Origin of the sequence: Isoptericola jiangsuensis (genome assembly GCF_048320105.1) — a bacterium.
In the GTDB taxonomy this organism is placed as follows: Bacteria; Actinomycetota; Actinomycetes; order Actinomycetales; family Cellulomonadaceae; genus Isoptericola; species Isoptericola jiangsuensis_A.
In genome coordinates this window covers 1,913,322-1,940,011 of sequence record NZ_CP182942.1, presented here as the reverse complement: position 1 = coordinate 1,940,011, position 26,690 = coordinate 1,913,322, and the positions used below count along the sequence as shown (strand labels likewise).

Here is a 26,690-nt window from a genome sequence, read left to right as displayed (position 1 = left end):
TGATTGGTGGGCCAACCATACCCGTACGCTGTCCTCCATGAGCACCTCGGACCCGGCACCGGACCCCCTCGCCCTGGAGGCGCAGGTCTGCTTCGCGCTGTCCGCGGCTGCGCGCGCCATGGTGGCGACGTACCGGCCGGTGCTGGAGCCGCTCGGCCTGACCCACCCGCAGTACCTCGTGCTCCTGGGGCTGTGGCAGGACGCCGGCGCCGGCCGCACCACCACCGTCACCGGCCTCGCGTCCCGGCTCCACCTCGACCCCGGCACGCTGTCACCCCTGCTCAAGCGGCTGGAGCAGGACGGCAGGATCGAGCGCCGCCGCTCCGCCACCGACGCCCGCGTCGTCGAGGTGCACCTCACCGCCGACGGGGCCGCGCTGCGTGCCGACGCGCTGCAGGTGCCCGGCCGTGCGGTGGCGGCCTCCGGGCTGGACCTCGCGGAGCTGGAACGCGTCCGGGACGCCGCCGACGCCGTGATCGCCGCCGCCCGGGGCGCCCGGTAGCGTGACCGCATGACCGAGAGCCCCGCCGTCGACCCGGCCACCTTCGCCGCACGCCTGACCACCGCCGACCTGGCCGACGCCGTGCCCGACCTGATGGACGCGCCGCCGGTGCGGTGGGGGATCCTCGGCGCCGGCAACATCGCGGCGTCGTTCGCCGACGGCGTCCGGGAGCGCACGGCGAGCAGCGTGACCGCCGTCGGCTCACGGTCGGCGGCGAAGGCGGCCGCGTTCGCGGACGACCACGCACCGGGCGCGCGGGTGCACGGCAGCTACGAGGCGCTCGTCGCCGACGACGACGTCGACGTGGTGTACGTCGCCACGCCGCACTCGCACCACCTGGAGCACGCGCTGCTGGCGATCGAGGCGGGCAGGCACGTGCTCGTGGAGAAGCCGATCGCCCGGTCGACGGCCGAGGCCCGCACCCTGCTCGACGCCGCGCGGGCGGCCGGGGTGTTCTGCCTGGAGGCGGTGTGGACGCGCTACCTGCCCCACGTCGCGGCGATCCGGGCGGCGATCGCGCGGGGTGAGATCGGCGAGGTGCGGACCGTGATGGCGGACTTCGACGTGTTCTTCGCCTACGACCCCACCCACCGGCTCTTCGCCCCGGAGCTCGCGGGCGGCGCGCTGCTGGACCTCGGCATCTACCCGATCACGTTCGCGCACGACCTGCTGGGCGCGCCGGACACCGTGATCGCGCACGGCACCCTCGCGCCCACGGGCGTCGACGACCACGTGAGCATGATCCTCGGCTACCGCGGCGGTGCGCAGGCGGTGCTGCACACGTCGTCCACGGCGAGCGGCGGGGCCAGCGCCCGCATCATCGGCACGCGCGGCCGCATCGAGGTGCCGGAGTTCTTCTTCGGCCCCACGGGGTTCGAGGTGCTGCACGACGACGGCACCTCGTGGACCTTCACCTCGCCGCAGGGTGAGGGCAAGGCGTACGAGGCGGCGGAGGTGGCCCGGTGCCTCGCCGCGGGCCGCACGCAGAGCCCGCGGATGCCCTGGTCCTCGACGCTGGAGGTCATGGGGATCCTGGACGAGGTGCGCGGGCAGCTCGGCGTCGTGTACCCCGGCGAGTGACGTCGATGCGCGGTGCGGCCGCCGACACCCGCCGAGGCACGCTCGCCGTGGCGGACGCCTGGGCGCGCCACCCGCGGGGGGCCCTGGCCCTCAAGGCCGCCGTCTCGGCGGCGATCGCCTGGTTGATCGCGTACAACCTGCCCGAGCCGTGGTCCGACTACGCCTACTACGGGCCGCTCGGCGCGGTGGTGGCGTCCGGCACGACGGTGGTGCGCTCGGCGGGCGCGGCGGTCGGCGCGGTGGGCGCGATCCTCGCGGGGGCGCTGCTCGGCCGGCTGACGGACGTGGTGGTGCCGCCCGGCGGTCTGGCCGTCGCGGTCGCGGTGGGTGTCGGCACGCTGATGGCCGGGTGGCGGCGGTGGGGCGGTTCGGGCGACTGGGTCGTGAACTCGGCGCTGTTCGTGCTGGTCCTCGGCAGCAACGACATCCTGGGCTTCACGGGCGTGTTCCCCGTGCTGGTGGCGATGGGGGCGCTGGTGGCCACGGGCGTCAACATCCTCGCGCCGCCGCTGCTGGTGGCGCCGTCGCGCCGCGAGCTGGACCGGCTGCGCGACGTGCTCGCGGACCAGCTCTGCGAGCTCGCCGACGGGCTGCGCAGCGACGAGCTGCCCGACGACGAGCAGTGGCAGGGGCGCTGGCTCTCGGTGCGCCCGGTGCTGCGCCGGGCGACGGCGGCCGTCGACCAGAGCCGCGAGTCCTCCCGGGCGAACCTGCGCGCACGGCGCCACGCGGACGCCCTGGAGCGGGTCACGTTGCGCGCCTCGGCGCTGCAGGTGGCCGCGGAGATGGTCGACGACATGGCCCGCCACGTCATGAAGTGGGAGCGTGCGGGCCGCGACGACGTCGCCTTCGGTCCGGCGGTGCGCCCGGCGGTCGCAGACGCGTTCGAGCAGACGGCCTCCGCCCTGCGCTCGGAGCCGGACGAGACCGACGCGGCGGTGGACGAGGTGCGCCGGTCGGCGGAGCGGGTCCGGGAGGCGGTGCGCGAGGCGCGCGACGACGACGGCGGCGACTACTTCGCCGCGGGGGCCGTGGTGCTGGCGCTGGAACGCACCGCGCGGGCGCTCAGCGAGTCAGCCGACGCCCGCTGACCTGGGTGGGCGTGATGCGCACCCAGATGCTCTGGCCCGAGTCCGCGAAGGGGCGCACCCCGGTCGCCTCGGCCTCGGCGATGTCGGCATCGGTGTCGAGGAGCTCGGCGACGCCCTTGACGACGATGCTGGTCGCCGTCTGCTCCGTGTGCTCGTCGCTCTCGAACGCGACCCGGGAGTTCACCACCAGCTCGACGAGCTTGGTGCCCGGCATCGTGACGAAGTAGAGCCGCCGCTCGGCCACGCCGAACGACACGGGGAAGATCTCCGGCTCGCCGCCGACGGCGGTCGCGAGCCGACCGATCGACCGCGTCCCCAGCACCTCCCAGCACTCCTCGTCACCGAGTGTGGTGATGGTCGCCTCGCCGGCCATGGTGCCTCCTTGGGTCGTGGTGCTCCTATCGTCCTCGCACGTCGCGGCGGGCGCCCGCCGAGAACGGCCGGTGGGCGAACGTCACATCCCCGGCCGGCAGGGTTCGCGTGGGCGGCGCGGACTAGGGTGAGCGCGTGAGCAACGGACCCGGTTTCTTCATCTCGTTCGAGGGCGGCGACGGCGCAGGCAAGACGACGCACGTGCGGCTGCTGGGCGAGTGGCTCGCGGAGGTGACGGGCCGGGAGGTCGTCACGACGCGGGAGCCGGGCGGCACGGCGCTCGGCGTGGAGCTGCGCCGGCTCGTGCAGCACGGCGAGGACATGGGCCCGCGCGCGGAGGCGCTGCTGTACGCGGCCGACCGCGCCCACCACGTCGCCTCCCTGGTGCGCCCGGCGCTGGCCCGGGGTGCCGTCGTCGTCACCGACCGGTACCTGGACTCCTCGGTGGCGTACCAGGCCGGGGGCCGCGAGCTGTCCGAGGCGGAGGTCGAGGGCATGTCGTTGTGGGCCACCGGTGGCCTGCTGCCGGTCGTCACCGTGCTGCTGGACGTGGACCCGGCGGTCGCGGCACGTCGCCGCACCGGCGACCCCGACCGGCTGGAGCGCGCCGGGTCGGACTTCCACCGCCGCGCGCGCGACACGTTCCTGCGCCGGGCGTCCGCGGAGCCGGAGCGCTGGCTCGTGGTCGACGCCACGGGCTCGGTCGACGACATCCAGTCGCAGATCCGGGTGGACCTCGCGGCACGCCTGGACCTGACGCCGGTCGTCGACGAGGCGGTCGCGCCGCGCAAGCAGCACCCCGAGCCCCGGGCCGTCCCGGAGCGCACGGGCGGGCTGCAGTGAGCGTCTGGGACGAGGTCGTCGGCCAGCCGGAGGCCGTCGGCGTGCTGCAGCGCGCGGCGTCGGACCCGGCGGCGATGACGCACGCCTGGCTGCTCACCGGCCCGCCGGGGTCGGGGCGGTCGGTGGCGGCGCGGGCGTTCGCCGCGGCGCTGCAGTGCACGGGCGACGGGCCGGTGGCCGGGTGCGGGAGCTGTCACGCCTGCACGACGACGCTGGCCGGCACCCACCCGGACCTGACGGTGGTCGCCACGGAGAAGGTGGTCATCACCATCGACGAGGTGCGCGACCTCATCATGGCGGCCGCCCGCACCCCCGCCGTCGGCCGGTACCGCGTGATCGTCGTCGAGGACGCCGACCGCATGGCCGAGCGCACCACCAACGTGCTGCTGAAGTCCATCGAGGAGCCCCCGCCGCACACCGTGTGGGTGCTGTGCGCGCCCAGCGCGCAGGACGTCCTGCCCACGATCCGGTCGAGGTGCCGCTCCGTGGCGCTGCGGGTGCCGCCGGCACGGGACGTCGCGGACCTGCTGGTGCGTCGTGACGGCGTCGACCCGGCGGTGGCGCTGCAGGCGGCGCAGGCCGCGCAGTCGCACGTCGGGCTGGCGCGCCGGCTCGCCCGCGACCCGGAGGCGCGCCGGCGCCGCGACGCCGTCCTCGACGTCGCGCGGCGCATCCGCGGGGTGCCCGACGCCGTCCTGGCCGCCGCGGAGCTCGTCGACGTCGCCAAGGCGGAGGCGACGTCCGCGACGGCCGAGCGTGACGCGGTCGAGAAGGCGGAGCTGCTGCGCGCCCTCGGCGCGGGCGAGGGGGAGACGCTGCCGCCGCGGCTGCGGTCTCAGCTCAAGCAGCTCGAGGACGACCAGAAGCGCCGCGCGACCCGGCGGCAGCGCGACGTCCTGGACCGGTCGATGGTGGACCTGCTGTCCCTGTACCGGGACGTGCTCGTGGTGCAGCTCGGCGCGGACGTGGACCTGGTCAACGGTGAGCACGCGGGGACGGTACGGGCGCTGGCGCGGGACTCGACGCCGGAGCAGACGGTGCGTCGCATGGACGCGATCGGTGTGGCGCGCGAGCGCCTGGAGGGCAACGTGGCGCCCCTGCTGGCGCTCGAGGCGATGTCGATCGCGTTGCGGCCGCAGGGCTGAGGATCCCGCCCGGCGGGGGCCGTGCACCGCGGCGCGTGCGGTGCCGCGAAGGTTCGGTGAAGGCTTCCCTGGTGGTGGGGCCTCTACCGGTACGTTGTCCTGGTGATCCTGCCTGTTCGCCCCTCGCGCACGCCTGCCCGCCCGACTCTCCGTGGTGGTGGGGCAGTGGCTGCGGTCGCGGTGCTCGCGCTCACCCTGGGTGCGTGCTCCGGGACGCCGGGCAAGTCGGCCACACCGGTCGACGAGGCGACCGCGGCGTCGGGGCCCTCGGGCGGCCCGGAGGGCTTCGAGGAGTTCTACTCCCAGGACCTGGAGTGGTCCGCGTGCAGCTCCGGCTTCGAGTGCGCGACGGCGGACGCGCCCCTGTCGTGGGACGACGCGGACGCCGGCTCCATCGAGCTGCAGCTCAAGCGCTACCGGGCGACGGGGGAGAAGCAGGGCTCGCTGCTCGTCAACCCGGGCGGTCCCGGCGCGTCGGGTGCGACCTACGTGGAGACTGTCGCCGAGACGTACGGCGACCGGCTCAAGGAGTCCTTCGACCTCGTCGGCTTCGACCCGCGTGGCGTGCAGGCCTCGACCGAGGTGATCTGCTTCGACGACGCGGCCAAGGACGCCTACCTCACCGAGGACGTCGACCTGAGCACGGACGAGGGCATCGCCGACGCGCGGGCCGACGCCCAGGCGTGGGGCGAGGCGTGCGCGGAGAACACCGGTGAGCTCCTGGGCGAGGTGGACACGCAGAGCGCCGCCAAGGACATGGACATGCTGCGCTCCGCGCTCGGCGACGAGGAGCTGAACTACCTGGGGGCGTCGTACGGCACGGACCTGGGGGCCACCTACGCGGGGCTCTTCCCGGAGCGTGCCGGGCGGCTGGTGCTGGACGGCGCCATCGACCCCAGGCTGACCCCGCAGGAGATGTCGCAGGGTCAGGCGGTCGGGTTCGAGAACGGGCTGCGCAACTACGTCGAGGACTGCCAGGCGGGGCCCGAGTGCCCGTTGACGGGGTCGGTGGACGACGGGCTGGAGCAGGTTCGCCGCGTCCTGGACCAGGCCCACGACCGCCCGTACCCGACCAGCGGTGACCGCGTGGTCACGCAGACCCTCGCGTTCTACGGTGTCGCGATGCCGCTGTACTCCGAGGACTGGTGGCCGATGCTCACCCAGGCCCTCGACGAGGTGATCAACGCGGGCACCGCCGACATGCTGCTCTACCTCGCGGACCTGTACAACGACCGCAACGCCGACGGCAGCTTCGCGTCGAACTCCACCGAGGCGTTCACGGCGGTCAACTGCCTGGACACCCGGAGCTCGCCCGACGTGGAGACGATGCGCAAGGAGGCTGCCGAGATCGAGGCGGCCGCCCCGTACCTGGGCTCGTTCTTCGCCTACGGCGGCATCTCGTGCGCCGACTGGCCCTACCCCGTCGCCGAGCGGGAGTACGACATGGCCGCGCCGGGTGCGGCGCCGATCGTCGTCATCGGCACCACCGGTGACACCGCGACCCCGTACGTGTGGGCGGAGGGTCTGGCGGAGACGCTGGAGTCCGGCGTGCTCGTCACCTACGAGGGCGAGGGCCACACGGCGTACACCCGCTCGAACGACTGCATCAGCGACGCCGTCGAGGACTACCTGGTGGAGGGGACCGTCCCGGAGGACGGCCTGACCTGCTGAGGCCGGGTGCGGCGACGGCCGCGATGTGACCGATCCGACGACGACGGCCGTCCGGGACGTTTTGGATTCACCCTGCGCGGTCAGGTAGTGTTGGGACGCCCGCTGATCAGGGTCGGCCAGGTCCGCCTGTCGCCGATCAGTTCCAGCGTGCCGCCTTAGCTCAGTCGGTAGAGCGGTTCACTCGTAATGAACAGGTCGTCAGTTCGATTCTGACAGGCGGCTCCGACACGAAAGCCCCCGCTGACCTGGACGAACGGTCCAGAGTCCGCGGGGGCTTCTCGCGTCTCAGGCATCCCGGCGCCCGTCTCGCGCACCCCCGGCGCTTCCCGGGCCCTCGTTCAGCCTGTTCAGACCGGCCCTGTCGGCGCTCGTCCCCAGGTGGTGCAGGTAGAGGTTCGTCGTCGCGATCGACTCGTGTCCGCACCACGCCTGGACCGTCCCGGGGGTCGACGCCGCGGGCGAGCCACAGGCACGCGGCAGTGTGACGCAGATCGTGCAGCCGGCGGCCCTGGCCGGTCCCGACCTCGTGCCCCGCGCGGTCCTTCGCGGACCAGCGGAGGGTCCGGAGCGTGGACGTGCGCCAGAGCTGCGCGCCGCCTGCCGACGTGAACAGCAGGTCGTGCGGGGCCTTGCCCGCCGCCATCTCGCGCACGATGGGCAGAACCCGGTTCGCGAGCGGGACCCGCCGCGTACGCCGACCCTTCGTCCCCTTGACGGGGTACCGCTCCGGCTGGCTGCGGCGCACCATCAATGCGGCGGTGGGGACCTCGACGAACGAGGACACCTGCATGGCCCGCATCTCGCCCCAGCGAAGCCCGGTCCAGCCCAGGACGAGGAGGATGTCGGCGAGCCGTTCGTCCTTCTGCCTCCAGACGAGGTAGGCCGCTTCGAGCTGGTCCTCGGTGAAGGGGTCCATCTCGTCCACCTCGTCGGAGCCCTTCGGCACCTTGACGGTGGTCACCGGATTCCGGGTGACCAGCTTCTCCCGGACGCACCAGGCGAAGTACGCCGACAGGCTCGCCCGGTAGCGGACGACGGAGGACTCCATCAGCCCGCCCGTGAGGAGTGTCTCGAACGACCGCGCTACCTCACGCTCCGTGATCGCGGACAGGTACACGTTCCGCATGCTCGTCGGCAGGATCCTCACCATGTTCTTGTCGGCGTAGTAGGTGGTCGGCGCGACGGTCCGCTCGCGGACGGCGAGCCACCGGTCGATGGCGCTGCTCACACGCTCCTTTCCTGCCCGGGGGTCGTGCCCGCCGTCGAGGGCGGCGCGTTCGCGGCGGAGCCAGGCGTCGGCCTCGCGCTTGGTGTCGAAGGTGCGGGAGGTGACGAACTCGCGTCCGCTCTTGAGCTGCGCGCGGAAGCGTCCCTTGGCGGTCTTGCGGACGGTCATGCTGCGACCGCGTCGAGCCAGGCCGCGATGTCGGTGCGGCGGTAGCGGGGCGGGGACGGCGAGAGCCAGGTCACGCGGGGGCCGCGGCCGGCGAGCCGCCATCGGCAGACGGTTGAGGGTGCGACCTTGAGCCAGGCGGCGACCTCCTCGGTGGTCAGGTACTCGTCGCGGGGGATCGTGGCGATCGCGTCCCGGTGGGCGTCGTTGCTCATGGGTCCTTCTCCTGTCGATGTCGCTGAAATCTCTGTCGCTGAACGTCGGTGCTGGGTGGTCCGAGGATTACGCCGCCGTGGTGGCCCTCCACTGTGCGTACTCGCGGGCCCGCGCGGCTGGCGGCGTCGGCGAGGGCCTTGTCGCCGGGGTTGGTCCAGCCGGTGCCGGCGTAGGTCCAGTGCCCGATGACGAGCGTCGTGTCTTCGTCGTCGGCGAGCAGGCGGTTCTCGAGGTCGGCGGTGTCCATCGGGGTGCCGTCGCGGTCGGCGTCGGCCTTGAGTCTCTGGAACCGGGGGCGGGCTCGGCGGAGCCGTCCGAGGGGGATGGAGTAGCGCCGGGACTTGCTGGAGAAGTGGCCGCGGAAGCCGAGCATGTGCGCCCACTTGGTCAGCAGCCGGTAGGGGCTGTCGGCGCAGTGGCCGCACAGGCAGCCGTCGTCGTCCTCGGGGTCGGGGCCGGCGAGCCCACGGCACGCGGTGGCGGCGCGTTCGGCGAGCCATCGGCAGGTGCGGATGAGTCGCTGGTGGTGCGGCCTCGGTGCGGACGGGTCGGTGCCGGTGCCCTTGGTGGAGTACTTGGCGAGGTAGCCGGCCACCTGCTCGGGGCGCAGGTCGTCGGTGCCGTCGTCGTTGTCCGGCACGCCGGAGCGCACGCACCGCACGTCGAGCTGCTTGCCGAACCGCAGCACGCGGGGGACGTCGCCGCCGTCGACCGGGGGAGCGGTCACCACGACAGACCGAGCGGCGTCCTTGGCAGCCTGGGCCAGGGCCTCGCCGTCGAGGGGTGCGGGGGAGCCGGGGCCGTCCGGCCCGTCGAGACGGATGAGGGCGTGGAAGTGCACGAGGCCGCGCACCTGGTACTCGGCGACCTTGGCGAACTGCACCGACGCGACGTCGCGCAGTGCAGACTCGCGGACGCCGAGACGGTCGGCGACCTGGCGGCGTAGCGCGATGGTGAAGCGGCGCCACAGCTCGGGGGCGTGCCACTGCCACACGACGGCGGAGTGCCAGTCGTAGCAGCCCTCGCACAGCGGCCCGCCCACGAGGGGGTCGGTGTCGGAGTGCTGGGTGGTGCACGAGCGCGGGCGGCCGTGCGGGCAGACGCCGGTGCCGTGGGGGTGGCAGCGTCCGCCGCCGTGCTTACCTCCGGTGCCGTGGACGTGCCCGAACGACGGCGCGGTGAGGGTGGCGAACACGAGCGGGTTGTCCGCGACGGTGTCGGGGACGGTCTTGCCGCCCAGCAGGCCCGCGCGGATCATCTCGAACGTGTCGCGGGCGTAGACGCGAGAGCAGGCAGGGCAGACCGACTCGCGCCGGTTGCCGCACGCCCGGTACAGGGTGCCGAGCGGAGCATCGGTGGAGCTGAACTGCGACAGCACCTCACCCGTCGCCGCGTCGATCGTCCTCGAGGTGCCCTGCAGCCGGACGGGGTGGGAGCAGTAGCCTGGAGTACTCGGGGGACGGTAGGAGCGTCACCCTGGTCTTTCGGGAGGTCGCGTTTCTGGGGAAGCTGAGATGAGGACACTAGGCTCGACTAGGTTCCTGCTGGGCGGGAATATTGTCGTGGATGCTTTCGGCACTGCATTCTTTCTTGCCGGCATCGGATTCTTTGGTGTCAACGGTCTCGGACTTTCGGGTTCGAACGTTCTACTTGGGCTTAGTGCGGGCGGGCTGGTTGGGGTAGTCCTCTCCTATCCGATTGCGTCATGGTCGGACCTCTTGGGTGCGCGTCGATTGTTGCTCATAATTCAGGCGTTTCAACTCTTGGTGTACGGAAGCCTACCGCTATCTGCGGGGGAGGGGCCGTAGTCCTGATCGCGACTGGCGCAGCGCTTTCGCGGGTGACATCACCGGTGCGTGGAGCGTTGCCGCCAAAGTACCTAACTCGCGATGATATTACTCCGTTCAAGGCTCGCGTGAAGGTTCTTACCATGGCTGTTTCGTTGGCGGGGGCAGCCGGCGCGGCTTTGCTTGGGGCGAGCGGTTCGCTCACGCTGCTAAAGTTGATTCCTATTGTCAACGGTGCAACATTTCTCATTGCCATGTTGTTTACGATTGGCCTTCCTAAGCCGGTGCTTGCCGTTGGCCATGCGTCGCGTCGAGGCGTTCTTGGTATGTATCGTCCGACGGCGAGCATTTTGGCTGTTGCTGTCCTGCTCGGGCTAACGTTCGTAATATCTGGTGTGCCTGGATCTGCAATTGCAGTCCTAGTTGCCTCGGAGTCATACCTTCCTGCCTGGATTGTCGGGGCATCTCCTATTCTGGGATTGCTGATCGCGGTTGGTGGCCAGCGTTTCATGCGAGAGCATTCCAATGAGGTGGGGCGTCGGTTGCCATTGTTCGTACTCATTTCATGCTCTGGTGGCGTGATTGCAATGGTCCTGCTTTGTCTGGTTCGGTATGGCGTGGTTCCTGCTACGTCCTGGAGTATCGCACTCGTTGTATCAGCAGACGTTCTTGCGGAGGTCGCAGGGATTCTCACCAGCTATGCAGTGTGGGATGTGCAATATCGCGTTGGTAGTGATGCGGATCGGGGAGGAATTGTCGGGCTCTTCGGTGTGGCGGCGTCGGCCAGTATCGCATTGTCTCCTGGTATTGCGGGCTTGTTGCTTTTCGAGGGCGCGCCTGCAACGTTGATGGTTCTCGTTCTCGGAACGGTTGCCACATTGGGATGCTCAATTGTGGTTGGGCGTATCAAAAGGGGTGCTGCATTGTCGGGATCTGAAGCCCAGACAATCTAGGGCGTGCGCTTCTTGGAGTGCCCCTCCTTGTGTCAATGGCTTGATGTTCGTTTCCGTGTCGCGCAGTCGAGAGTTGAGGAAGAGGAGCATCTGCTGAGCGCCGTCGCGAACGATTGCTCGGAACGTTTGCGGTGGAATTGCGTGCAGGCCGTGGTCAGATTCCGTGGAGGCTCGCGTCATTCGAGGGTGATGTCGGGTCCGCAGCTTGGCTTAAGCGTTGCCGTACCCTCGCCTATGCTTGACAAGGGTGAAACTGCCTCCGGCTGGCGCTCGGGTTGAGCGTGTGAGGACTTTCCTTACTGACTCAAGGCGGCGCTCACGCGCCGCGCACGCCCGGCCCCGGTGGGGAGGGAACCTTGCTACGCGGCGGCCCCCTCCCCACCGGGGCCGGGCGCGCACATACGACGAGGCGGCCCCCGGGTTCAGTCCCGAGACCGCCTCACTGTCCGCCGACGCCCCGACAGCCGAGCATCCGGCCGTCACCGGTGACGCATCAAGGGCGCCTGCGGCGTCGCTCCGCGATGGACTGCGTCCACCCTTGACCCGTCACCGCCGTCGTCCTGCTGTGCTCCGCTATCGAGTCGGCGGCTCCGAGTGGCCCTCTTATCGGCGCACCCCGCGCGCGAGATGCGACGCACGTGTCGCATCCGATGCACGCGAGATCCTGCCGACGACGGGGCTCGGCCAGGGGCCCGCAGGCACTCGTAATGAACAGGTCGTCAGTTCGATTCTGACAGGCGGCTCCGATCGGAAGACCCCGGCGATCTGGACCAACGGTCCAGATCGCCGGGGTCTTCCGCGTCTCGGGCGTCGGCCGGCCGTCTCGCCTCGACGAACCGTCGCGACAGTGCGAAGGCGGCCTGCTCACGTGTCGTAGTCGAGTCCGTCCCACGGCTCGTAGTAGGCGATGAAGTTGCCGGGCTCGACGTTGACCGAGTAGTCGCCGTCGTACCGGTCGACCTTCCAGCCGAACGTGACCCCGTCGACGTCCTGGGTGAAGGGTTCCACCTCGATGGGTTCGAGGACGAAGTCTCCGAGCTCGGCAAGGCGGGAGGAGACCACGTCGTCAGCTCCGGCGGGACCGGCCTGACCGGGCGGCAGGCCCTGGGGGCCCGGGACGGCGGTGACCCGGATCTCGTCGAAGGTGCCGCCTGGCTTCCAGAGAAAGAGCCCGACGTAGCTGGTGTCCATGTCGAAGAGCTCCTGGCTGAGGAAGAACTTCCGACCGTCCTCGGCCGTGCCGGCATACGGGACGTGGTAGTCGTCCGGGACGATGGTGATGCGCTCGGGTGCTTCTCCCACTGCTCCTCCTTCAGAGACGGCCGGCTCGACCGCTCGTCGTGACGCGGTCCTCGACGACCTCGCACCGGACCTCCCTGTGCATCGGCCGTGCACAGCATAGGGGCTTCCCGGGGGCGTGGCCGGATGGCATCCTGGGCGCTTGGTGAACTAGAGTTTTCGGTGTGCCGAAATCTCTGACGCGGACATGCGGATCGCTGCTCCTCCTCGCCTCGGTGGCCCTGGCCTCCCCGGCGCTCGCCGGGTGCGCCGCGTCGGCGAGCGACGCCACCGACGACGACCGCCCGGTCGTGCTCACCACGTTCACCGTCCTGGCCGACATCGCCGAGAACGTCGCGGGCGACCACCTGCGCGTCGAGTCCCTGACGAAGGTCGGCGCGGAGGTCCACGGGTACGAGCCGACCCCGGGCGACGTGCGCACGGCCGCCGACGCCGACCTCGTCCTCGACAACGGGCTCGGGCTGGAGGCGTGGTTCGCCCAGCTGGTGCAGGACGCCGAGGTGCCCCACGTCGTCGTCTCCGAGGGCGTCGAGGTGGTCGACATCGCCTCGGGCGCGTACGGCGGGGCGCCGAACCCGCATGCGTGGATGAGCCCGCTCAACGTGCAGGTCTACGTCGACAACATGGTCGCCGCCTTCTCCGAGCTCGCCCCGGAGCACGCTGCGGACTTCGCGGCGAACGGTGAGGCGTACGACGCCGCGCTGCAGCAGGTGCAGGACGACCTCGTCGCCGAGGTCGAGGATCTGCCCGCCAACCGGCGTGCCCTGGTCACCTGCGAGGGGGCCTTCTCCTACCTCGCGCGCGACGTCGGCCTGACCGAGCAGTACCTGTGGGCGGTCAACGCCGAGCAGCAGGCCACCCCGCAGCAGGTCGCGGGCGTCATCGAGTTCGTGCAGGCGAACGACGTGCCCGCCGTGTTCTGCGAGTCGACGGTCTCGGACGCCGCGATGCAGCAGGTCGTCGACGCCACCGGGGCCGTGTTCGGCGGCACCCTCTACGTGGACTCCCTGTCGGCGCCGGACGGCGACGTGCCCACCTATCTCGACCTGATCCGCCACGACGCCGACCTCGTGGTCGCCGGCCTCACCGGCACCGGCACCGGCACCGGCACCGGACCCGACCAGGAGGACGGCGCATGAGCGCGCCCGCGCTCGACCTCGACGGCGTGAGCGTCCGCTACGGCGACGTCGTCGCGCTCGACGGGGTCACGCTGCACCTGGACGCCGGCACGGTGTGCGGGCTCGTCGGCATGAACGGGTCGGGCAAGTCCACCCTGTTCAAGGCGGTCATGGGCCTGGTCGACCTCACCGCGGGGAGCGTCCGAGTCGACGGCGCCACGCCGGCCCGCGCGCGGCGCCGCGGCGTGGTGGGCTACGTGCCGCAGTCCGAGGCGGTCGACTGGGGGTTCCCCGTCTCGGTCCGCGACGTGGTGATGATGGGCCGCTACGGCCGGCTCGGCCTCACGCGACGTCCCCGCGCCGCCGACCGGGACGCCGTCGAGCACGCCCTGGCACGCGTGGAGCTCACCGACCTCGCCGACCGGCAGATCGGCCGCCTCTCCGGCGGGCAGCGCAAGCGTGCCTTCGTCGCCCGCGGCATCGCCCAGGACGCACAGGTGCTGCTCCTCGACGAGCCGTTCGCCGGGGTCGACAAGCGCTCCGAGGCGACCATCGTGCGGCTGCTGCGCGAGCTGGCCGACGACGGCCGCACCGTGCTCGTCTCCTCCCACGACCTGCACGCCCTGCCCCGGCTCGCCGACGAGGCGGTCCTGCTGCTGCACCGGGTCCTGTTCCACGGCCCGGTCGCCGAGGCGCTGGAGCCCGGCAACCTGGCCCGCACCTTCGGCCTCGACCTGCCGGACGCCGCATGAACCTCCTCGACCTGGTCGTCGAACCGTGGACCTACGACTTCATGGTCCGGGCGTTCGTCACGACCGCCGTCGCCGCCGTCCTCGCCGCCCTGCTGTCCTGCTGGCTGGTGCTCGTCGGCTGGTCCCTCATGGGCGACGCCGTCTCGCACGCCGTGCTGCCCGGTGTCGTCCTCGCCTACGTCGTGGGGGCACCGTTCGCCCTCGGTGCGCTCGTGTTCGGCGGTCTGGCGGTGGTGCTCATCGGAGCCGTGCGGGACTCGGGGCGGGTCAAGGAGGACGCCGCCATCGGGATCGTGTTCACCACCCTGTTCGCCCTCGGGCTGGTGCTCGTGTCCGTCACGCCCAGCCAGACCGATCTCGGCCACATCATCTTCGGCAACGTGCTGGGGGTCTCCCCGGCCGAGCTCGTGCAGGTCGTGGTGCTCGCCGTCGTCGGCTCCGCGGTGCTGCTGCTCAAGCGTCGAGACCTCGTGCTGTTCGCGTTCGACCCCGTGCACGTGCACGCCCTCGGCCTCTCGACCCGCCGGCTCAGCGCCCTGCTGCTCGGCGTGCTCGCCCTCACCGCGGTGGTGACCCTGCAGGTCGTGGGCGTGATCCTCGTGGTGGCGATGCTGATCATCCCCGGGGCGACGGCCTCGCTGCTGACCGACCGGTTCGGCCGGATGCTGCTGCTCGCCCCGACGATCTCGGTGCTGTGCTCCGTGACCGGCATCTACCTGTCCTACTGGCTGGACGCCGCCTCCGGCGGGATGGTCGTCCTGGTGCAGGGTGCCGTGTTCGCCGTCGTGCTGCTGGCGAGCCGGAGCCGCACGGCCCGCGGGTAGGCTCTGCGGCATGGGATGGAGCTTCGGGCGCAGGCGACCCACCACGTACCTCCAGGGGGTGGCCGTCGAGCAGTACCCGGCCCAGGCTCCCGAGGCTCGGCGGGGCCGGGCGCTGCGCATCACCGAGATCGGCGAACCCGTGCTGCACACCCCTGCACGGGACGTCGAGACGTTCTCGACGCCGGAGCTCGCCCGACTGATCGACGACATGTTCACCACGATGGAGGTCGCCCAGGGCGTCGGCCTGGCCGCCCCGCAGGTCGGCGTCGACCTGCGCGTCTTCGTCTACGACGTCACCGACGACCGCGGCGACCGACACGTCGGGCACGTGGTCAACCCGGTGCTCGACATCGACACCACCGCCGAGCTCGTCACCGAGGACGAGGGCTGCCTGAGCGTGCCCGGCGCGTACGTGCCGCTGGCCCGCCGCAGCGCCGTGTCCGTGCGTGGCGTCGACCAGCTCGGGGCGCCCGTGCAGCTCGAGGCGACCGGGTTCCTGGCGCGCTGCTACATCCACGAGTGCCAGCACCTCGACGGCGTCCTGTACTGGGACCACCTCGACGCCGACGGGCAGGCAGACGCCCTGCGGCAGCGTGACGAGGAACGGGCCGACATCCTGGCCGAACGTCGCGAGATCGCGATCGAGCTGGACAAGCGTCCCGCGGAGTACCCCGACGCTCCGGCCGGCGGTCGCTGAGACCAGCCGGCGCCGCGGGCCACCCGGAGGCGGCGTCCCGCCCGGCGGGCAGGCCCGTCAGTCGCCCGCGCGGCGCGTGCGCCACACGACCAGACCCCCCGCGCCGAGCCCCGCGGCGGCCAGGACCAGCCCGCTCGCGGCCCACAGGTCACCGTCGGCGAGGAACCCGAGCGCGCTGCTCTGCGACGTGTCGATCTCCGGCACCGGGGCGTAGGCGGACCTCGTGGGGACCGGCCGCGGCCCCTTGGCCGGGCTGGGCGACGGCGACGCCGACCTGCGCGGCGACGGGCTGGGGCTGGGCGACGGCGACGGGCTCGGGGACGCGCTCGGCGTGGGCGCGGGCGTCCACGTGGGACTCGCCTGCGGCGTCGGATCCACCGTGGCGGGCTTCTTCGACCGGGTCGGCTCCGGCGTCGGCTCGGCGCTCGGCGCGGTCTCGGTCGGGGTGGGCGACGGCGTGGCGCTCGCGGCGGGCTCGGCCGGGGCGGCGGCGGTGCAGACGCCCGCGGAGTCGCTCCACTCGCCGACGCCGGGGACGTACACGTAGGTCACGCACCAGCCGTCCGGGAGCACCTCGGCGGCGGCGGAGAACGGCACGTAGCCGGACTCGCCGTCGGGCATCGGTGCGGTGAGCCACTCGTACTGCCAGCCCTCCAGGCTGCGCACCGAGTAGCCGACGGGTGTGTTCCGGTCGTTGCCGCGGCGGCGTTCCCGCTCGGAGTACGAGACGCCGCCGGCGCTCACCTGCAGGTCGTCGTCGTCGGCGTGGGCGGCCGGGGTGCCGGTCACGACGCCGGCCGCCGTGCCGACCGCCGCGAGGCCGCAGCCCAGGACGCACGCCAGCAGCGTGCGGGCGGCGAGGCTGGGGCGCACGTGGACCTTCCGACGCAGGGCCCGGCGCGGTCCGCCGGTCGCTGCACATCGTAGGCGAAACCGACATGCCGTTCGTGTGCCGTCCGGGTGGTTTCGCCCGCTCTGTCGGCGCCGGGGGAGCGCGCCCGCGCGGTTCAGCTGCCGGTGGCGGCGAGCCAGTGCACGACGGCGGCCGCGACGTCGTCCAGCGCCTTGACGTCGTGGGTGCCCGGCAGGGTCACGAGGGTGACGTCGCCGGGGATCGTCGCGGCGTGCTCCGCCAGCTCGGCCGGGGTGCCGAAGGGGTCGCGGTCACCGCTGACGAAGAGCACGGGCACCTCCAGCGCGCCGAAGTGGTCGACCCGCAGGCGGTCCGGCCTGCCGGGCGGGTGCAGCGGATAGCTGAGGAGCACGAGCCCGGCCGCGGGCAGGCCTTCGGCGACCGCCATCGAGCACATCCGTCCGCCGTAGGACCTGCCGCCGAGCAGCAGGTCGCCGGTGGAGACCCCGAGCCGCGCCGCGAGCGCCGCGGCCTCCTGGCGGAGGTGGGCGACGGCGGTGGGCGGGCGGTCGGGGGCGCGCCGTCCCGCGATCCGGTAGGGGAAGTCGACGCGCTCGACGGGCAGCGGGGGATCGGCGGCCGCCAGGGCGTCGTCGACGGCGCGCAGGGCGCGGTGGTCGCGGTCGGCTCCGGCGCCGGGGGTCAGGAGGAGCCCGGCAGGTCGTGGGGTCATCGGTCCCAGTCTCCTCGATCCGGGGGCGGGGTGCCGGGGCAGGTCGTGGGCGCACGGTGCCGCAGGGCCTGGGAGCACGATATGGTTGGTCTGTTTTACATCGTTGTACGAACACAAGGACTGACATGACGGACCAGGTCTTCGCCAACCCCATCGTGCTCCAGCGTGCCGATCCGCACGTCCTGCGGCACGACGGTCGGTACTACTTCACCGGCTCCTACCCGGACTACGACCGCATCGTGCTGCGTCGCGCGGAGTCCCTCGACGGCCTCCAGCAGGCCGAGGAGGTCACCATCTGGACCCGGCACGACACCGGGCCGCAGTCCCAGCTCGTCTGGGCCCCCGAGATCCACCGCGTGGGCGACGCCTGGTACGTCTACTACGCCGCGGCGCCGAACGCCCACGGCTCGGTCGACGCCCCCGGTGCCAACGAGACCTTCAACCACCGGGTCTTCGTCCTGGAGAACCTCTCCGCCGACCCGTTCGAGGGCGAGTGGGTCGACCGGGGACAGGTCGACACCGGCTGGGAGTCGTTCGCGCTCGACGCGACGACGTTCGTGCTCGACGGCACGCAGTACCTGGTGTGGGCCCAGCAAGACCTGGCCGTGCGCGGACACTCGAACCTCTACATCGCGCCGATGGCGGACCCGTGGACCCTGGCGGGGCCCGCGGTCGAGCTCACGCGACCCGAGTTCGACTGGGAGGTCAAGGGGTTCTGGGTCAACGAGGGGCCGTCCGTCCTGGTCAAGAACGGACGCGTCTTCCTCACCTACTCCGGCGCGGCCACGGGCATCGACTACGCGATGGGCGTGCTCACCGCCGACGCCGGCGCCGACCTGCTCGACGCCTCGTCGTGGACCAAGTCGGCCGATCCCGTCTTCGTGTCCGACCCGGCGGCGGGGATGTACGGGCCGGGTCACAACTCGTTCACCGAGACCCACGACGGCGACACGGTGCTCGTCTACCACGCGCGCAGCTATACCGAGATCGTCGGTGACCCGCTGCGGGACCCGAACCGGCACGCCTGCGCCCAGGTGCTGCCCTTCGACGCCGACGGCAACCCGCGGTGGGGCACCCCGCTGCCGCTGACCCGTCCGGTGCCGACCTCCACCGAGGTGCTGGCGGCCGACGGCGGCGCGAGCGTCGTCGCCGACCCGGGCGCCCAGGACGCCGAGCCCCGGGCCCTCAGCTCCTGAGCACCGTGACCGGGCACGCGGCGAAGTCGAGCACCTGACGGCTCGTCGACCCCAGCACCAGCCGATCGAAGCCCCCCAGCCCGCGGGTGCCGACCACCATCCGGTCGGCACCCGCCGACGCGTCGATCAGCATCTTCGCCGCCTGGCCGTGCAGCACCCGAGGACGCACCCGGTCGGCCGGCAGGTCGATCTCCGCGGCGTCCACCGCGGCCTGCAGCCGTTCCCGCGCGAAGTTCTCGTAGTCGTCGATCGGCGGCGCCCACCCCCACGACCCCGGCAGGGGCGCCAGCGTGGTGATCTGCCACGCGAACACCGGGTCCAGCACCGCACCCGTGCGCGCCGCCACCCGCGCCCCGTGGCGCAGCGCCGCGACCGAGTGCTCCGACGTGTCCACCCCGACGACGACCCGAGCCTGCGCCACCGGCTCCGCGGGAGCGCCGTCGGCCTGCGGCGCGTGCTCCGCCGACCGGTCGTGATCGAGGCGCCGCACGACCGTCACCGGCACCTCGGCGTTCTCCACGACCGTCGTCGACACCGAACCGAGCACCCGACGCCCGATCCGCGCGCGCCGTCGTCGACCCAGCACGAGCATCGCCGCGCCGGCCGACACCTTCAGCAGGGCGTCCGGTGCCGGGCCCGGCACCACCCGCACCTCGGCCTGCACCCCCTCGCCGTGCCGCGCCCGCGCGCGCTCCAGCACCTCGTCGGTCTCCCGACGACGCACCCCCAGGACCTCGGCCGACAAGGCGTCCTCACGCTCCGGAGCCGCGTGCACCACCACCAGGCGCAACCCCGCCGACCGCGCCTCCGCGAGCGCCCAGTCCAGCGCCTCGTCCGCCTCGACCGACCCGTTCACACCGACCACGATGTCGTCCATGTCCGCAGGATAGGTCTCCCTCGGGGCACCGGCAGCGCGGCAGGGCGGGCGTGACCTACGCTGGCGCGCATGCCCAGACCCGGACCGGGGACCGTGGGCGCCACCGTCCCCGGGACCGCGCCGGGCACCGGCAGCGCCGCGCAGACCCGAGGTGACGTCCAAGGACTCCGCGCCGTCGCCGTGGCGGCCGTGGTGGCGTTCCACCTCTGGCCCGGCGCCGTCACCGGCGGCTACGTCGGCGTGGACGTCTTCTTCGTCATCTCCGGGTTCCTCATCACCAGCCACCTGCTGCGCAGGCCCGTCGAGAGCGTCCGGGGGCTGCTGGACTTCTGGGCGCGCCGCGTGCGACGCCTCATCCCCGCGGCGACCCTGGTGCTGCTCGTCACCCTGGTCGCCGCGGTGGTGTGGCTGCCGTCGACCGTGCAGGGGTCGGTCGCGCGCGAGGTCGTCGCGTCCGCGCTGTACGTGGAGAACTGGGCGCTCGCCGCCTCGGAGGCCGACTACCTCGCCGCCGACCAGCTCCACTCGCCCGTGCAGCACTACTGGTCGTTGTCGATCGAGGAGCAGTTCTACCTCCTGTGGCCGCTGCTGATCGGAGCGGCGGGCTGGGCCGGGGTGCGCCTCGCACGACGCCGGTCGCGGCGCTCCGCCGCAGGAGCCGGCACGGCGGGCACGGCGGGCACGGCGGGCACGGCGGGCACGACGGCGCGTGCCCGGGTCGCGGTCGTCGTCACCGGCGTCGTGGTCGCGACCTCGCTCGCCTGGTCGGTGCACCGCACCGCCACGGATCCCGCCGCCGCCTACTTCGTGTCCACCACCCGGTTCTGGGAGCTGGCGCTCGGCGGCCTGCTCGCCGCGCTGCTCGCCGCCCGGGCGCCGTCGCCGGGACCGACCGACGACCTCGCCGTGCGGCGCACCGCACTGCTGCGCGCCGCCGTCGCCTGGGCCGGCCTGGCCATGATCGTGTGGTCCGTGGTCACCTTCGACGCCCGGACCCCGTTCCCCGGCGTCGCCGCGCTGCTGCCCACCGTGGGCACCGCCCTCGTCATCGCCGCGGCGTCCGACGGCGTCCCGGGCGGGCCGGGACGCCTGCTCGGGCTGCGCGGGGTGCGCTGGCTCGGCGACGCCTCCTACTCCGTCTACCTGTGGCACTGGCCGCTCGTGGTCATCACCCCCTTCGCGCTCGGCGTGCCGCTCACCCCGCTCGGCACCCTCGGCGTCCTGGCCGCCACCCTCGTGCTCGCGGCCCTGTCGCGGACCTGGGTCGAGGAGCGCCTGCGCCGCCACCCGGTGCTCGTGCGGCGCCGCGGCGCCACGTACGTGGCGCTCGCGGTGTGCGTCGGCGTCGTCGCCGGTGCCGGTGCCGCCGTGACGGTGCGTGCCGACGTCGTCGAGCGCGAGCAGGCCGCCCGGTTCGCCGCCGACGTCGCCCGGGCCGAGCCGTGCGTCGGGGCCGGCGTCGTGCGCGACCCCGCGTGCGCCGAGCCCGACTTCCTCACGCCGCCGCTGGTCGCCGCCGAGGACCGGCCCGTCGTCTACGCGGACGGCTGCTGGAACAACACCCCGTTCACGACCCGCAACACCTGCACCTACGCCCCCGAGGGTGCACCGACCGCCCGGATCGCGCTGGTGGGCAACTCGCACGCCGGGCACTGGGTCCCCGCCCTGGAGGACGGTGTCGAGGACGACGGCTGGGAGCTCACCACCTACCTGCAGTCGGTCTGCTACACCGTCGACCGGCTGCTGGACATCGAGGGTGACGGCATCGCGCAGAACTGCCGCGACACCAACCGCTGGGCGGTCGACTCCGTCGTCGACGGCGGGTACGACCTGGTGATCCTGTCGGACCGCACCAACCAGCCGCTCGCCGGGGTGCCCGCCGACGAGCAGGTCGCCGCCGCGCAGGACGCCTACCGCGAGACCCTGGCGGCGTTCACCGACGCCGGCATCCCGGTGCTGGTGCTGCGCGACACCCCCGCCATGCCGGGCAACGTGCCCGCCTGCGTCGCCGAGCATCCCGACGACGTCGCCGTCTGCGGCGCCCCGCCCGAGCAGGCCCTCGAGCCCGACCCCCTGGCCGCGGCGGCCGCCGCGGACACCACCGGGCTCGTCTCCCTGACGGAGGTCACCGACGTCATGTGCGACGACGCGCTGTGCCACGCCACCGTCGGCGGGCTGATCGCGTACTTCGACCACGGCCACCTCACCGCGACGTTCGCCCGCACGCTGGCGCCGGAGGTGTCGGGCGCAGTGCGCGAGCGCCTCGACGGCTGACGTGCCGGCCGTCGGCACCTCGACCACCCCGACCCTCGCCGCTGGGCGTTCTCCTCCGACGGCCCGGTGCTGCTCGACGTCGTCACCAACCCCGACGAGGTCGCGGTCCCGCCGAAGCCGACCCTCGCCCAGGGCTGGGGCTACGCCGTCGCGAAGTCCAAGGAGGTCCTCCGGAGCCGGTGACGCTCAGCGACGCTCGGGCGGCTGCTGCAGCAGGGAACGGATCGGGCCGGTGACGACGTCCACCTTGTCCACCAGGTCCGCCGGACCGGTGACGACCAGGGCGCGCTCGTGCAGCGCCACGTGCACCGCCACCACGTCACGCACCCGCACGAGCACGGCGGGACGTTCCCGACCGTCCACACGCAGCGTCCCCGGGCACAGCGGCACGGTGTCGACCTCCCGCACGATGGCGCGCATCGCGCTGCGGTAGTCGGCGTAGTCGTCGGCGAAGTCCGCCGCCGGGCGGGGGACGGGCTCGGCGTCCGGCTCCACGGGAGCGGCGATGTCGGCGTGCAGCGGCGCCACCAGCGCGCTGCTCGCCGCCGCGCGCACGACGTCCTCGACGTCGTCGTCGTCCACCGGGGCGCGCAACGTCTCGATCTCGAACGACTCCCCGGCGAACGTGCGGTACGACCGCACGAACCGGTCCGCCTCCGGGTCGTCCCCCTCGTCGTGGCCCGTGAGGGTCTCGTCCTCCAGGTCCAGGCCCCAGGTGAGCGGGTCGTCCACCTCGCCGACGACGCCGGAGAACTGCGCGAGGTGGGGGTCGACCCCGGCCTCGTGGGTGGCGGGCAGGCCGTGCCGTCCGTCCTGCGCCGGGGCGTCCGGCCCGGTGCTGTGGCGGCCCGTGCCGTCGCGCCCCGTGCCGTCGTGCTCTGCGTCCCGTCCGACGTCGTCCATGGCGGACCTCCCGGTGAGCGGTGACCTCTTGGACCGACCTTGCCCCTCGCCGACCTCCCACGGCAACAGGGCACGCCGTCACGCCCCTGGCGAACATGGGCATCTGGAGGCCGTTGCGCGGGTTGGGACCGCATAGAGTCGTTGCGGTCAGGCTGTCACCGTCATCTCCGACGGATGCAGAGAAAGCCGCTCGTGAGGGAGCAGCACATGTTCGAGAGATTTACGGACCGAGCCCGTCGGGTTGTCGTCCTCGCTCAGGAAGAAGCGAGGATGCTCAACCACAACTACATCGGCACGGAGCACATCCTGCTCGGCCTCATCCACGAGGGTGAGGGCGTGGCGGCCAAGGCGCTGGAGTCGCTGGGCATCTCGCTCGACGGCGTCCGCGCGCAGGTCACCGAGATCATCGGCGAGGGCCAGCAGGCCCCCAGCGGGCACATCCCGTTCACGCCGCGTGCCAAGAAGGTGCTGGAGCTGTCGCTGCGCGAGGCGCTGCAGCTCGGCCACAACTACATCGGCACCGAGCACATCCTGCTCGGCCTCATCCGTGAGGGCGAGGGCGTCGCCGCCCAGGTGCTCACCAAGATGGGCGCCGACCTGAACAAGGTGCGCCAGCAGGTCATCCAGCTCCTGTCCGGCTACCAGGGCAAGGAGCCGGTCGCGGCCGGCGGCCCGCAGGAGGGTCAGCCCTCCGGGTCCGCGGTGCTCGACCAGTTCGGGCGCAACCTCACCCAGGCCGCCCGCGAGGGCAAGCTCGACCCCGTCATCGGTCGCCTGCTGGAGATCGAGCGCGTCATGCAGGTGCTGAGCCGCCGCACCAAGAACAACCCGGTGCTGATCGGTGAGCCCGGCGTCGGCAAGACGGCCGTCGTCGAGGGCCTCGCCCAGGACATCGTGCGCGGCGACGTGCCCGAGACGCTCAAGGACAAGCAGCTCTACACGCTCGACCTCGGTGCGCTCGTGGCCGGCTCCCGCTACCGCGGTGACTTCGAGGAGCGTCTGAAGAAGGTCCTCAAGGAGATCCGCACCCGCGGCGACATCATCCTGTTCATCGACGAGATCCACACCCTCGTCGGGGCGGGTGCCGCCGAGGGCGCGATCGACGCCGCCAGCATCCTCAAGCCGATGCTGGCCCGCGGCGAGCTGCAGACCATCGGTGCGACCACGCTCGACGAGTACCGCAAGCACGTCGAGAAGGACCCGGCCCTGGAGCGTCGCTTCCAGCCGATCCAGGTCAACGAGCCCTCCCTCGAGCACGCCATCGAGATCCTCAAGGGCCTGCGCGACCGCTACGAGGCGCACCACCGCGTGTCCATCACGGACACCGCGCTGGTCACCGCCGCGCAGCTCGCCGACCGGTACATCAACGACCGGTACCTGCCGGACAAGGCGATCGACCTCATCGACGAGGCGGGCGCGCGCCTGCGCATCCGCCGGATGACGGCCCCGCCCGAGCTCAAGGAGCTCGACGAGGAGATCGCGGAGGCTCGCCGCGAGAAGGAGTCGGCGATCGACGAGCAGGACTTCGAGAAGGCCGCCGGGCTGCGTGACAAGGAGACCCGCCTCACGCAGAAGCGCGCCGAGAAGGAGAAGGCCTGGAAGTCGGGCGACCTCGACACCGTCGCGGAGGTCGACGACGAGCTGATCGCCGAGGTGCTGGCCATGTCGACCGGCATCCCCGTCGTCAAGCTCACCGAGGAGGAGTCCAGCAAGCTCCTGCACATGGAGGACGAGCTGCACAAGCGCGTCGTCGGCCAGGAGGCCGCGATCAAGGCGCTCTCGCAGGCGATCCGCCGCACCCGTGCAGGCCTCAAGGACCCGAAGCGTCCCGGTGGCTCGTTCATCTTCGCCGGCCCCACCGGCGTCGGGAAGACCGAGCTGGCCAAGGCGCTCGCCGAGTTCCTCTTCGGGGACGAGGACGCGCTCATCCAGCTCGACATGTCCGAGTTCTCGGAGAAGCACACGGTCTCGCGGCTGTTCGGCTCGCCTCCCGGGTACGTCGGCTACGACGAGGGCGGCCAGCTCACCGAGAAGGTCCGTCGTCGTCCGTTCTCCGTCGTGCTGTTCGACGAGGTGGAGAAGGCGCACGCCGACATCTTCAACTCGCTGCTGCAGGTGCTCGAGGACGGCCGCCTCACCGACTCCCAGGGTCGTGTGGTCGACTTCAAGAACACCGTCATCATCATGACGACGAACCTCGGTACGCGAGACATCGCCAAGGGCGTGCAGACCGGTTTCAACGCCGGCGGCGACCTGGGGACCAACTACGAGCGGATGAAGTCGAAGGTCAACGAGGAGCTCAAGCAGCACTTCCGGCCCGAGTTCCTCAACCGTGTCGACGACACGATCGTGTTCCCGCAGCTCACGCAGCAGGAGATCATCGAGATCGTCGACCTGGAGATCGCCAAGCTCGACAAGCGTCTGCGCGACCGGGACATGGGCATCGAGCTCACCCAGCCCGCGAAGAACCTGCTCGCCGAGAAGGGCTACGACCCGGTCCTGGGTGCTCGTCCCCTCAAGCGCGCCATCCAGCGGGAGATCGAGGACTCGCTGTCCGAGAAGATCCTGTTCGGCGAGCTCAAGGCCGGCCAGCTCGTGCTGGTCGACGGCGAGGGCGAGGGCATCCTCGGGGAGTTCACCTTCCGCGGTGTCGACAAGTCCGAGCACGAGCGCGGACCGGTGTCCGTGGGTGCCGCGGCGGCGCTCGACGCGCCGACCGGCGTCTCGGTGAAGGACCTGCCGCCCACCGGGCAGATGCAGGCCGGCGCCGAGTGACGCACACCTGCTGACGCTGGCGACCTGACGGTCGCAGCGCCGGAGCCCGAAGGCCCCGGACCCTCCTCACAGGGTCCGGGGCCTTCGTCGTCCCCAACCCCCTGCCGCCTCCTTCCCCTGACCGACCGGCCGGAGGCAGGGGGCCTGACGGCCCGCGGGTCAGTGCTCGCCGAGGTCCTCCTCGACGGTGAGCAGGTGCGCCGCCATGTGCGTGCGCGCCCGCTCCGCGTCGTGGTCGGCCAGCGCGCGCCAGATCGCCTCGTGGTCGGCGTGCGCTCGCGCCTCCGTGCCGCCGTGACGGAGCCCGCGCAGCAGACGCGCGTGGACGGTGCGGCTCGCGAGGGTCTCCACCAGGGCGGTGATCACGGGGTTGCCGCAGTGGCCGGCCACCACCCGGTGGAACGCGACGTCCGTCTCGATGAACCGTTCGTGGTCCACCGCTTCGGCGTCGAGGATCCTGGCGGCGTCGTCCAGGACGGCGCGGGCCTCGGCCAGACCCTCGGGGGTGATCCGGGACGCGGTCTGCCCGGCGGCCTCCGTCTCCAGCACGCGGCGCACCCGGGACACCCCGAGGTGCTCGGCCAGGTCCTTCTCGACGGGCAGGCGCATGCCGGGCTGCAGCTCGCCGGCCAGGATCATGCGCTTGATGCCGTCGACGCCCGTCAGAGCCGGGCGAGCACCGCCTGGGCGAGGTCCGCCACGGCGTCGACCACGGCGACCGCGCCCGCGCGCTCCAGCTCGCCCTCGGCGGCGTACCCCCAGGCGACCCCGAGGCAGTCGAGGGCGTGCACCGCCGCGCCGTGCACGTCGTGCTCGCGGTCGCCCACCATGAGCATCGGTCCCGCGCCCGGTGCGCCCGGGCGGGGCACGTCGAGGGTGGCCAGCGCGCGCTCGATGACGTCCGCCTTCGTCGAGGTGGCCTCGTCGAGGGGCGCGCCGAAGACGGCGTCGACCAGCCCGGTCAGGTCGAACCGCTCGCAGATCGGCTGGGCGAACACCTCGGGCTTGCTCGTCGCGACGGCGAGCGTGCAGCCCGCCGCGCGGAGCTCGCGCAGGACCTCGGGCACGCCGTCGAACACGGCGGCGTCGAACATCCCGCCCCCGGTGTAGGCGGTGCGGTAGGCGGCGACCGCGTCCCCGACCCGCTCCGGGGGGACCCCGTGGGCGGGGAACGAGTCGGTGATCGGCGGGCCGACGAACGAGCGCAGCGTCGCGTCGTCGGGCACCTGCAGGTCCAGCGCCCGGTAGGCCGCTGCGGCCGAGGCGGTGATGCCGGGGGCCGAGTCCATCAGGGTGCCGTCGAGGTCGAGGAGGACGAGAGGTGAGGTCACGGGCC

23 protein-coding genes, 1 tRNA gene and 2 pseudogenes are annotated in these 26,690 nt (G+C 72.3%); 15 read left to right on the top strand and 11 right to left on the bottom strand.

Annotated elements, in window-relative coordinates:
- Positions 1 to 37: 37 nt before the first annotated feature.
- Genes ACNHYB_RS09090 through ACNHYB_RS09080 form a run of 3 tightly spaced genes read left to right on the top strand, consistent with a single transcriptional unit; the run spans position 38 to position 2,673 of the window.
- Positions 38 to 502 (top strand): MarR family winged helix-turn-helix transcriptional regulator, encoded by a 465-nt coding sequence (locus ACNHYB_RS09090; protein WP_418275027.1) that lies wholly within the window; start codon positions 38 to 40, stop codon positions 500 to 502.
- Between the two features lie 9 nt (positions 503 to 511).
- Positions 512 to 1,582: a Gfo/Idh/MocA family protein gene (locus ACNHYB_RS09085; protein ID WP_418275026.1), complete on the top strand. Its 1,071-nt coding sequence runs from the start codon at positions 512 to 514 to the stop codon at positions 1,580 to 1,582.
- 5 nt (positions 1,583 to 1,587) lie between these two features.
- Positions 1,588 to 2,673, top strand: a complete 1,086-nt coding sequence (locus ACNHYB_RS09080) for a hypothetical protein (protein WP_418275025.1) — start codon at positions 1,588 to 1,590, stop codon at positions 2,671 to 2,673.
- On the opposite strand, the gene ACNHYB_RS09075 is transcribed toward ACNHYB_RS09080, so the two are convergent.
- Positions 2,648 to 3,046 (bottom strand): pyridoxamine 5'-phosphate oxidase family protein, encoded by a 399-nt coding sequence (locus tag ACNHYB_RS09075; protein WP_418275024.1) that lies wholly within the window; start codon positions 3,044 to 3,046, stop codon positions 2,648 to 2,650. The two genes, ACNHYB_RS09080 and ACNHYB_RS09075, sit on opposite strands and share 26 nt — an antisense overlap.
- 134 nt (positions 3,047 to 3,180) lie before the next feature.
- On the opposite strand from ACNHYB_RS09075, the gene tmk reads away from it, so the two are divergent.
- From tmk to ACNHYB_RS09055, 4 genes are all read left to right on the top strand, one after another.
- On the top strand, positions 3,181 to 3,888 hold the full coding sequence (gene tmk / locus ACNHYB_RS09070; RefSeq protein WP_418275023.1) for a dTMP kinase: 708 nt from the start codon (positions 3,181 to 3,183) through the stop codon (positions 3,886 to 3,888).
- Positions 3,885 to 5,033 carry a DNA polymerase III subunit delta' gene (locus ACNHYB_RS09065; RefSeq protein WP_418275022.1) on the top strand — a complete coding sequence of 383 codons (1,149 nt, stop codon included), beginning with the start codon at positions 3,885 to 3,887 and terminating at the stop codon, positions 5,031 to 5,033. Before tmk ends, ACNHYB_RS09065 begins: the two co-directional genes overlap by 4 nt.
- Before the next feature lie 165 nt (positions 5,034 to 5,198).
- Positions 5,199 to 6,704 (top strand): alpha/beta hydrolase, encoded by a 1,506-nt coding sequence (locus ACNHYB_RS09060; protein ID WP_418275021.1) that lies wholly within the window; start codon positions 5,199 to 5,201, stop codon positions 6,702 to 6,704.
- A 149-nt stretch (positions 6,705 to 6,853) separates the two neighbouring features.
- Positions 6,854 to 6,926, top strand: a tRNA-Thr gene (locus ACNHYB_RS09055).
- 277 nt (positions 6,927 to 7,203) lie between these two features.
- Here ACNHYB_RS09055 and ACNHYB_RS09050 read toward each other — a convergent pair.
- The 3 genes and pseudogenes from ACNHYB_RS09050 to ACNHYB_RS09040 all read right to left on the bottom strand — a co-directional run.
- Positions 7,204 to 7,620, bottom strand: a pseudogene (locus ACNHYB_RS09050) (tyrosine-type recombinase/integrase); the annotation flags it as partial.
- Positions 7,621 to 8,096: 476 nt separating this feature from the next.
- A complete protein-coding gene (locus tag ACNHYB_RS09045; protein ID WP_418275020.1) occupies positions 8,097 to 8,312 on the bottom strand; it encodes a helix-turn-helix transcriptional regulator in 216 nt (71 codons plus the stop codon).
- Positions 8,309 to 9,745 (bottom strand): annotated as a pseudogene (locus ACNHYB_RS09040) (replication initiator); the annotation flags it as partial. The pseudogene ACNHYB_RS09040 and the gene ACNHYB_RS09045, both read right to left, overlap by 4 nt.
- Before the next feature lie 498 nt (positions 9,746 to 10,243).
- Between ACNHYB_RS09040 and ACNHYB_RS09035 the strand changes: the two are divergent.
- Positions 10,244 to 11,053: a hypothetical protein gene (locus tag ACNHYB_RS09035; protein WP_418275019.1), complete on the top strand. Its 810-nt coding sequence runs from the start codon at positions 10,244 to 10,246 to the stop codon at positions 11,051 to 11,053.
- Positions 11,054 to 11,917: 864 nt separating this feature from the next.
- Here ACNHYB_RS09035 and ACNHYB_RS09030 read toward each other — a convergent pair.
- Positions 11,918 to 12,355 carry a hypothetical protein gene (locus ACNHYB_RS09030; RefSeq protein WP_418275018.1) on the bottom strand — a complete coding sequence of 146 codons (438 nt, stop codon included), beginning with the start codon at positions 12,353 to 12,355 and terminating at the stop codon, positions 11,918 to 11,920.
- Between the two features lie 161 nt (positions 12,356 to 12,516).
- On the opposite strand from ACNHYB_RS09030, the gene ACNHYB_RS09025 reads away from it, so the two are divergent.
- From ACNHYB_RS09025 to def, 4 genes are read left to right on the top strand one after another with little or no spacing between them, the layout of a single operon-like run.
- Positions 12,517 to 13,491, top strand: coding sequence for a metal ABC transporter substrate-binding protein (locus ACNHYB_RS09025; protein WP_418275017.1), 975 nt, complete (start codon positions 12,517 to 12,519; stop codon positions 13,489 to 13,491).
- Positions 13,488 to 14,222, top strand: coding sequence for a metal ABC transporter ATP-binding protein (locus tag ACNHYB_RS09020; protein ID WP_418275016.1), 735 nt, complete (start codon positions 13,488 to 13,490; stop codon positions 14,220 to 14,222). The genes ACNHYB_RS09025 and ACNHYB_RS09020 overlap by 4 nt, the downstream gene beginning before the upstream one ends.
- Positions 14,219 to 15,046 (top strand): metal ABC transporter permease, encoded by an 828-nt coding sequence (locus tag ACNHYB_RS09015; protein ID WP_418275015.1) that lies wholly within the window; start codon positions 14,219 to 14,221, stop codon positions 15,044 to 15,046. The genes ACNHYB_RS09020 and ACNHYB_RS09015 overlap by 4 nt, the downstream gene beginning before the upstream one ends.
- 10 nt (positions 15,047 to 15,056) lie before the next feature.
- Entirely contained in the window at positions 15,057 to 15,743 is a 687-nt protein-coding gene (def, locus tag ACNHYB_RS09010; protein ID WP_418275014.1) for a peptide deformylase, read from the top strand.
- Between the two features lie 57 nt (positions 15,744 to 15,800).
- Here the strand turns inward: def and ACNHYB_RS09005 are convergent, their stop codons facing one another.
- Both ACNHYB_RS09005 and ACNHYB_RS09000 read right to left on the bottom strand, forming a co-directional pair.
- The gene (locus tag ACNHYB_RS09005; RefSeq protein ID WP_418275013.1) at positions 15,801 to 16,616 is read right to left on the bottom strand and encodes a hypothetical protein; all 816 of its coding nucleotides are present in this window, start codon (positions 16,614 to 16,616) and stop codon (positions 15,801 to 15,803) included.
- A 134-nt stretch (positions 16,617 to 16,750) separates the two neighbouring features.
- The gene (locus tag ACNHYB_RS09000) at positions 16,751 to 17,329 is read right to left on the bottom strand and encodes an alpha/beta family hydrolase (protein ID WP_418275012.1); all 579 of its coding nucleotides are present in this window, start codon (positions 17,327 to 17,329) and stop codon (positions 16,751 to 16,753) included.
- Between the two features lie 125 nt (positions 17,330 to 17,454).
- Between ACNHYB_RS09000 and ACNHYB_RS08995 the strand changes: the two genes are divergently transcribed.
- A complete protein-coding gene (locus tag ACNHYB_RS08995) occupies positions 17,455 to 18,525 on the top strand; it encodes a family 43 glycosylhydrolase (RefSeq protein ID WP_418275011.1) in 1,071 nt (356 codons plus the stop codon).
- Here ACNHYB_RS08995 and ACNHYB_RS08990 read toward each other — a convergent pair.
- On the bottom strand, positions 18,515 to 19,402 hold the full coding sequence (locus ACNHYB_RS08990; protein ID WP_418275010.1) for a universal stress protein: 888 nt from the start codon (positions 19,400 to 19,402) through the stop codon (positions 18,515 to 18,517). The two genes, ACNHYB_RS08995 and ACNHYB_RS08990, sit on opposite strands and share 11 nt — an antisense overlap.
- 69 nt (positions 19,403 to 19,471) lie before the next feature.
- On the opposite strand from ACNHYB_RS08990, the gene ACNHYB_RS08985 reads away from it, so the two are divergent.
- The gene (locus ACNHYB_RS08985) at positions 19,472 to 21,676 is read left to right on the top strand and encodes an acyltransferase family protein (RefSeq protein ID WP_418275009.1); all 2,205 of its coding nucleotides are present in this window, start codon (positions 19,472 to 19,474) and stop codon (positions 21,674 to 21,676) included.
- 186 nt (positions 21,677 to 21,862) lie between these two features.
- On the opposite strand, the gene ACNHYB_RS08980 is transcribed toward ACNHYB_RS08985, so the two are convergent.
- Positions 21,863 to 22,579, bottom strand: coding sequence for a hypothetical protein (locus tag ACNHYB_RS08980; protein WP_418275008.1), 717 nt, complete (start codon positions 22,577 to 22,579; stop codon positions 21,863 to 21,865).
- Between the two features lie 207 nt (positions 22,580 to 22,786).
- Here ACNHYB_RS08980 and ACNHYB_RS08975 point away from each other — a divergent pair, with 207 nt between their 5' ends.
- Positions 22,787 to 25,354 (top strand): ATP-dependent Clp protease ATP-binding subunit, encoded by a 2,568-nt coding sequence (locus ACNHYB_RS08975; RefSeq protein ID WP_418275007.1) that lies wholly within the window; start codon positions 22,787 to 22,789, stop codon positions 25,352 to 25,354.
- Positions 25,355 to 25,513: 159 nt separating this feature from the next.
- Here the strand turns inward: ACNHYB_RS08975 and ACNHYB_RS08970 are convergent, their stop codons facing one another.
- A complete protein-coding gene (locus ACNHYB_RS08970; protein ID WP_418275006.1) occupies positions 25,514 to 25,993 on the bottom strand; it encodes a FadR/GntR family transcriptional regulator in 480 nt (159 codons plus the stop codon).
- 23 nt (positions 25,994 to 26,016) lie between these two features.
- A complete protein-coding gene (locus ACNHYB_RS08965; RefSeq protein WP_418275005.1) occupies positions 26,017 to 26,685 on the bottom strand; it encodes an HAD hydrolase-like protein in 669 nt (222 codons plus the stop codon).
- Positions 26,686 to 26,690: the final 5 nt, after the last annotated feature.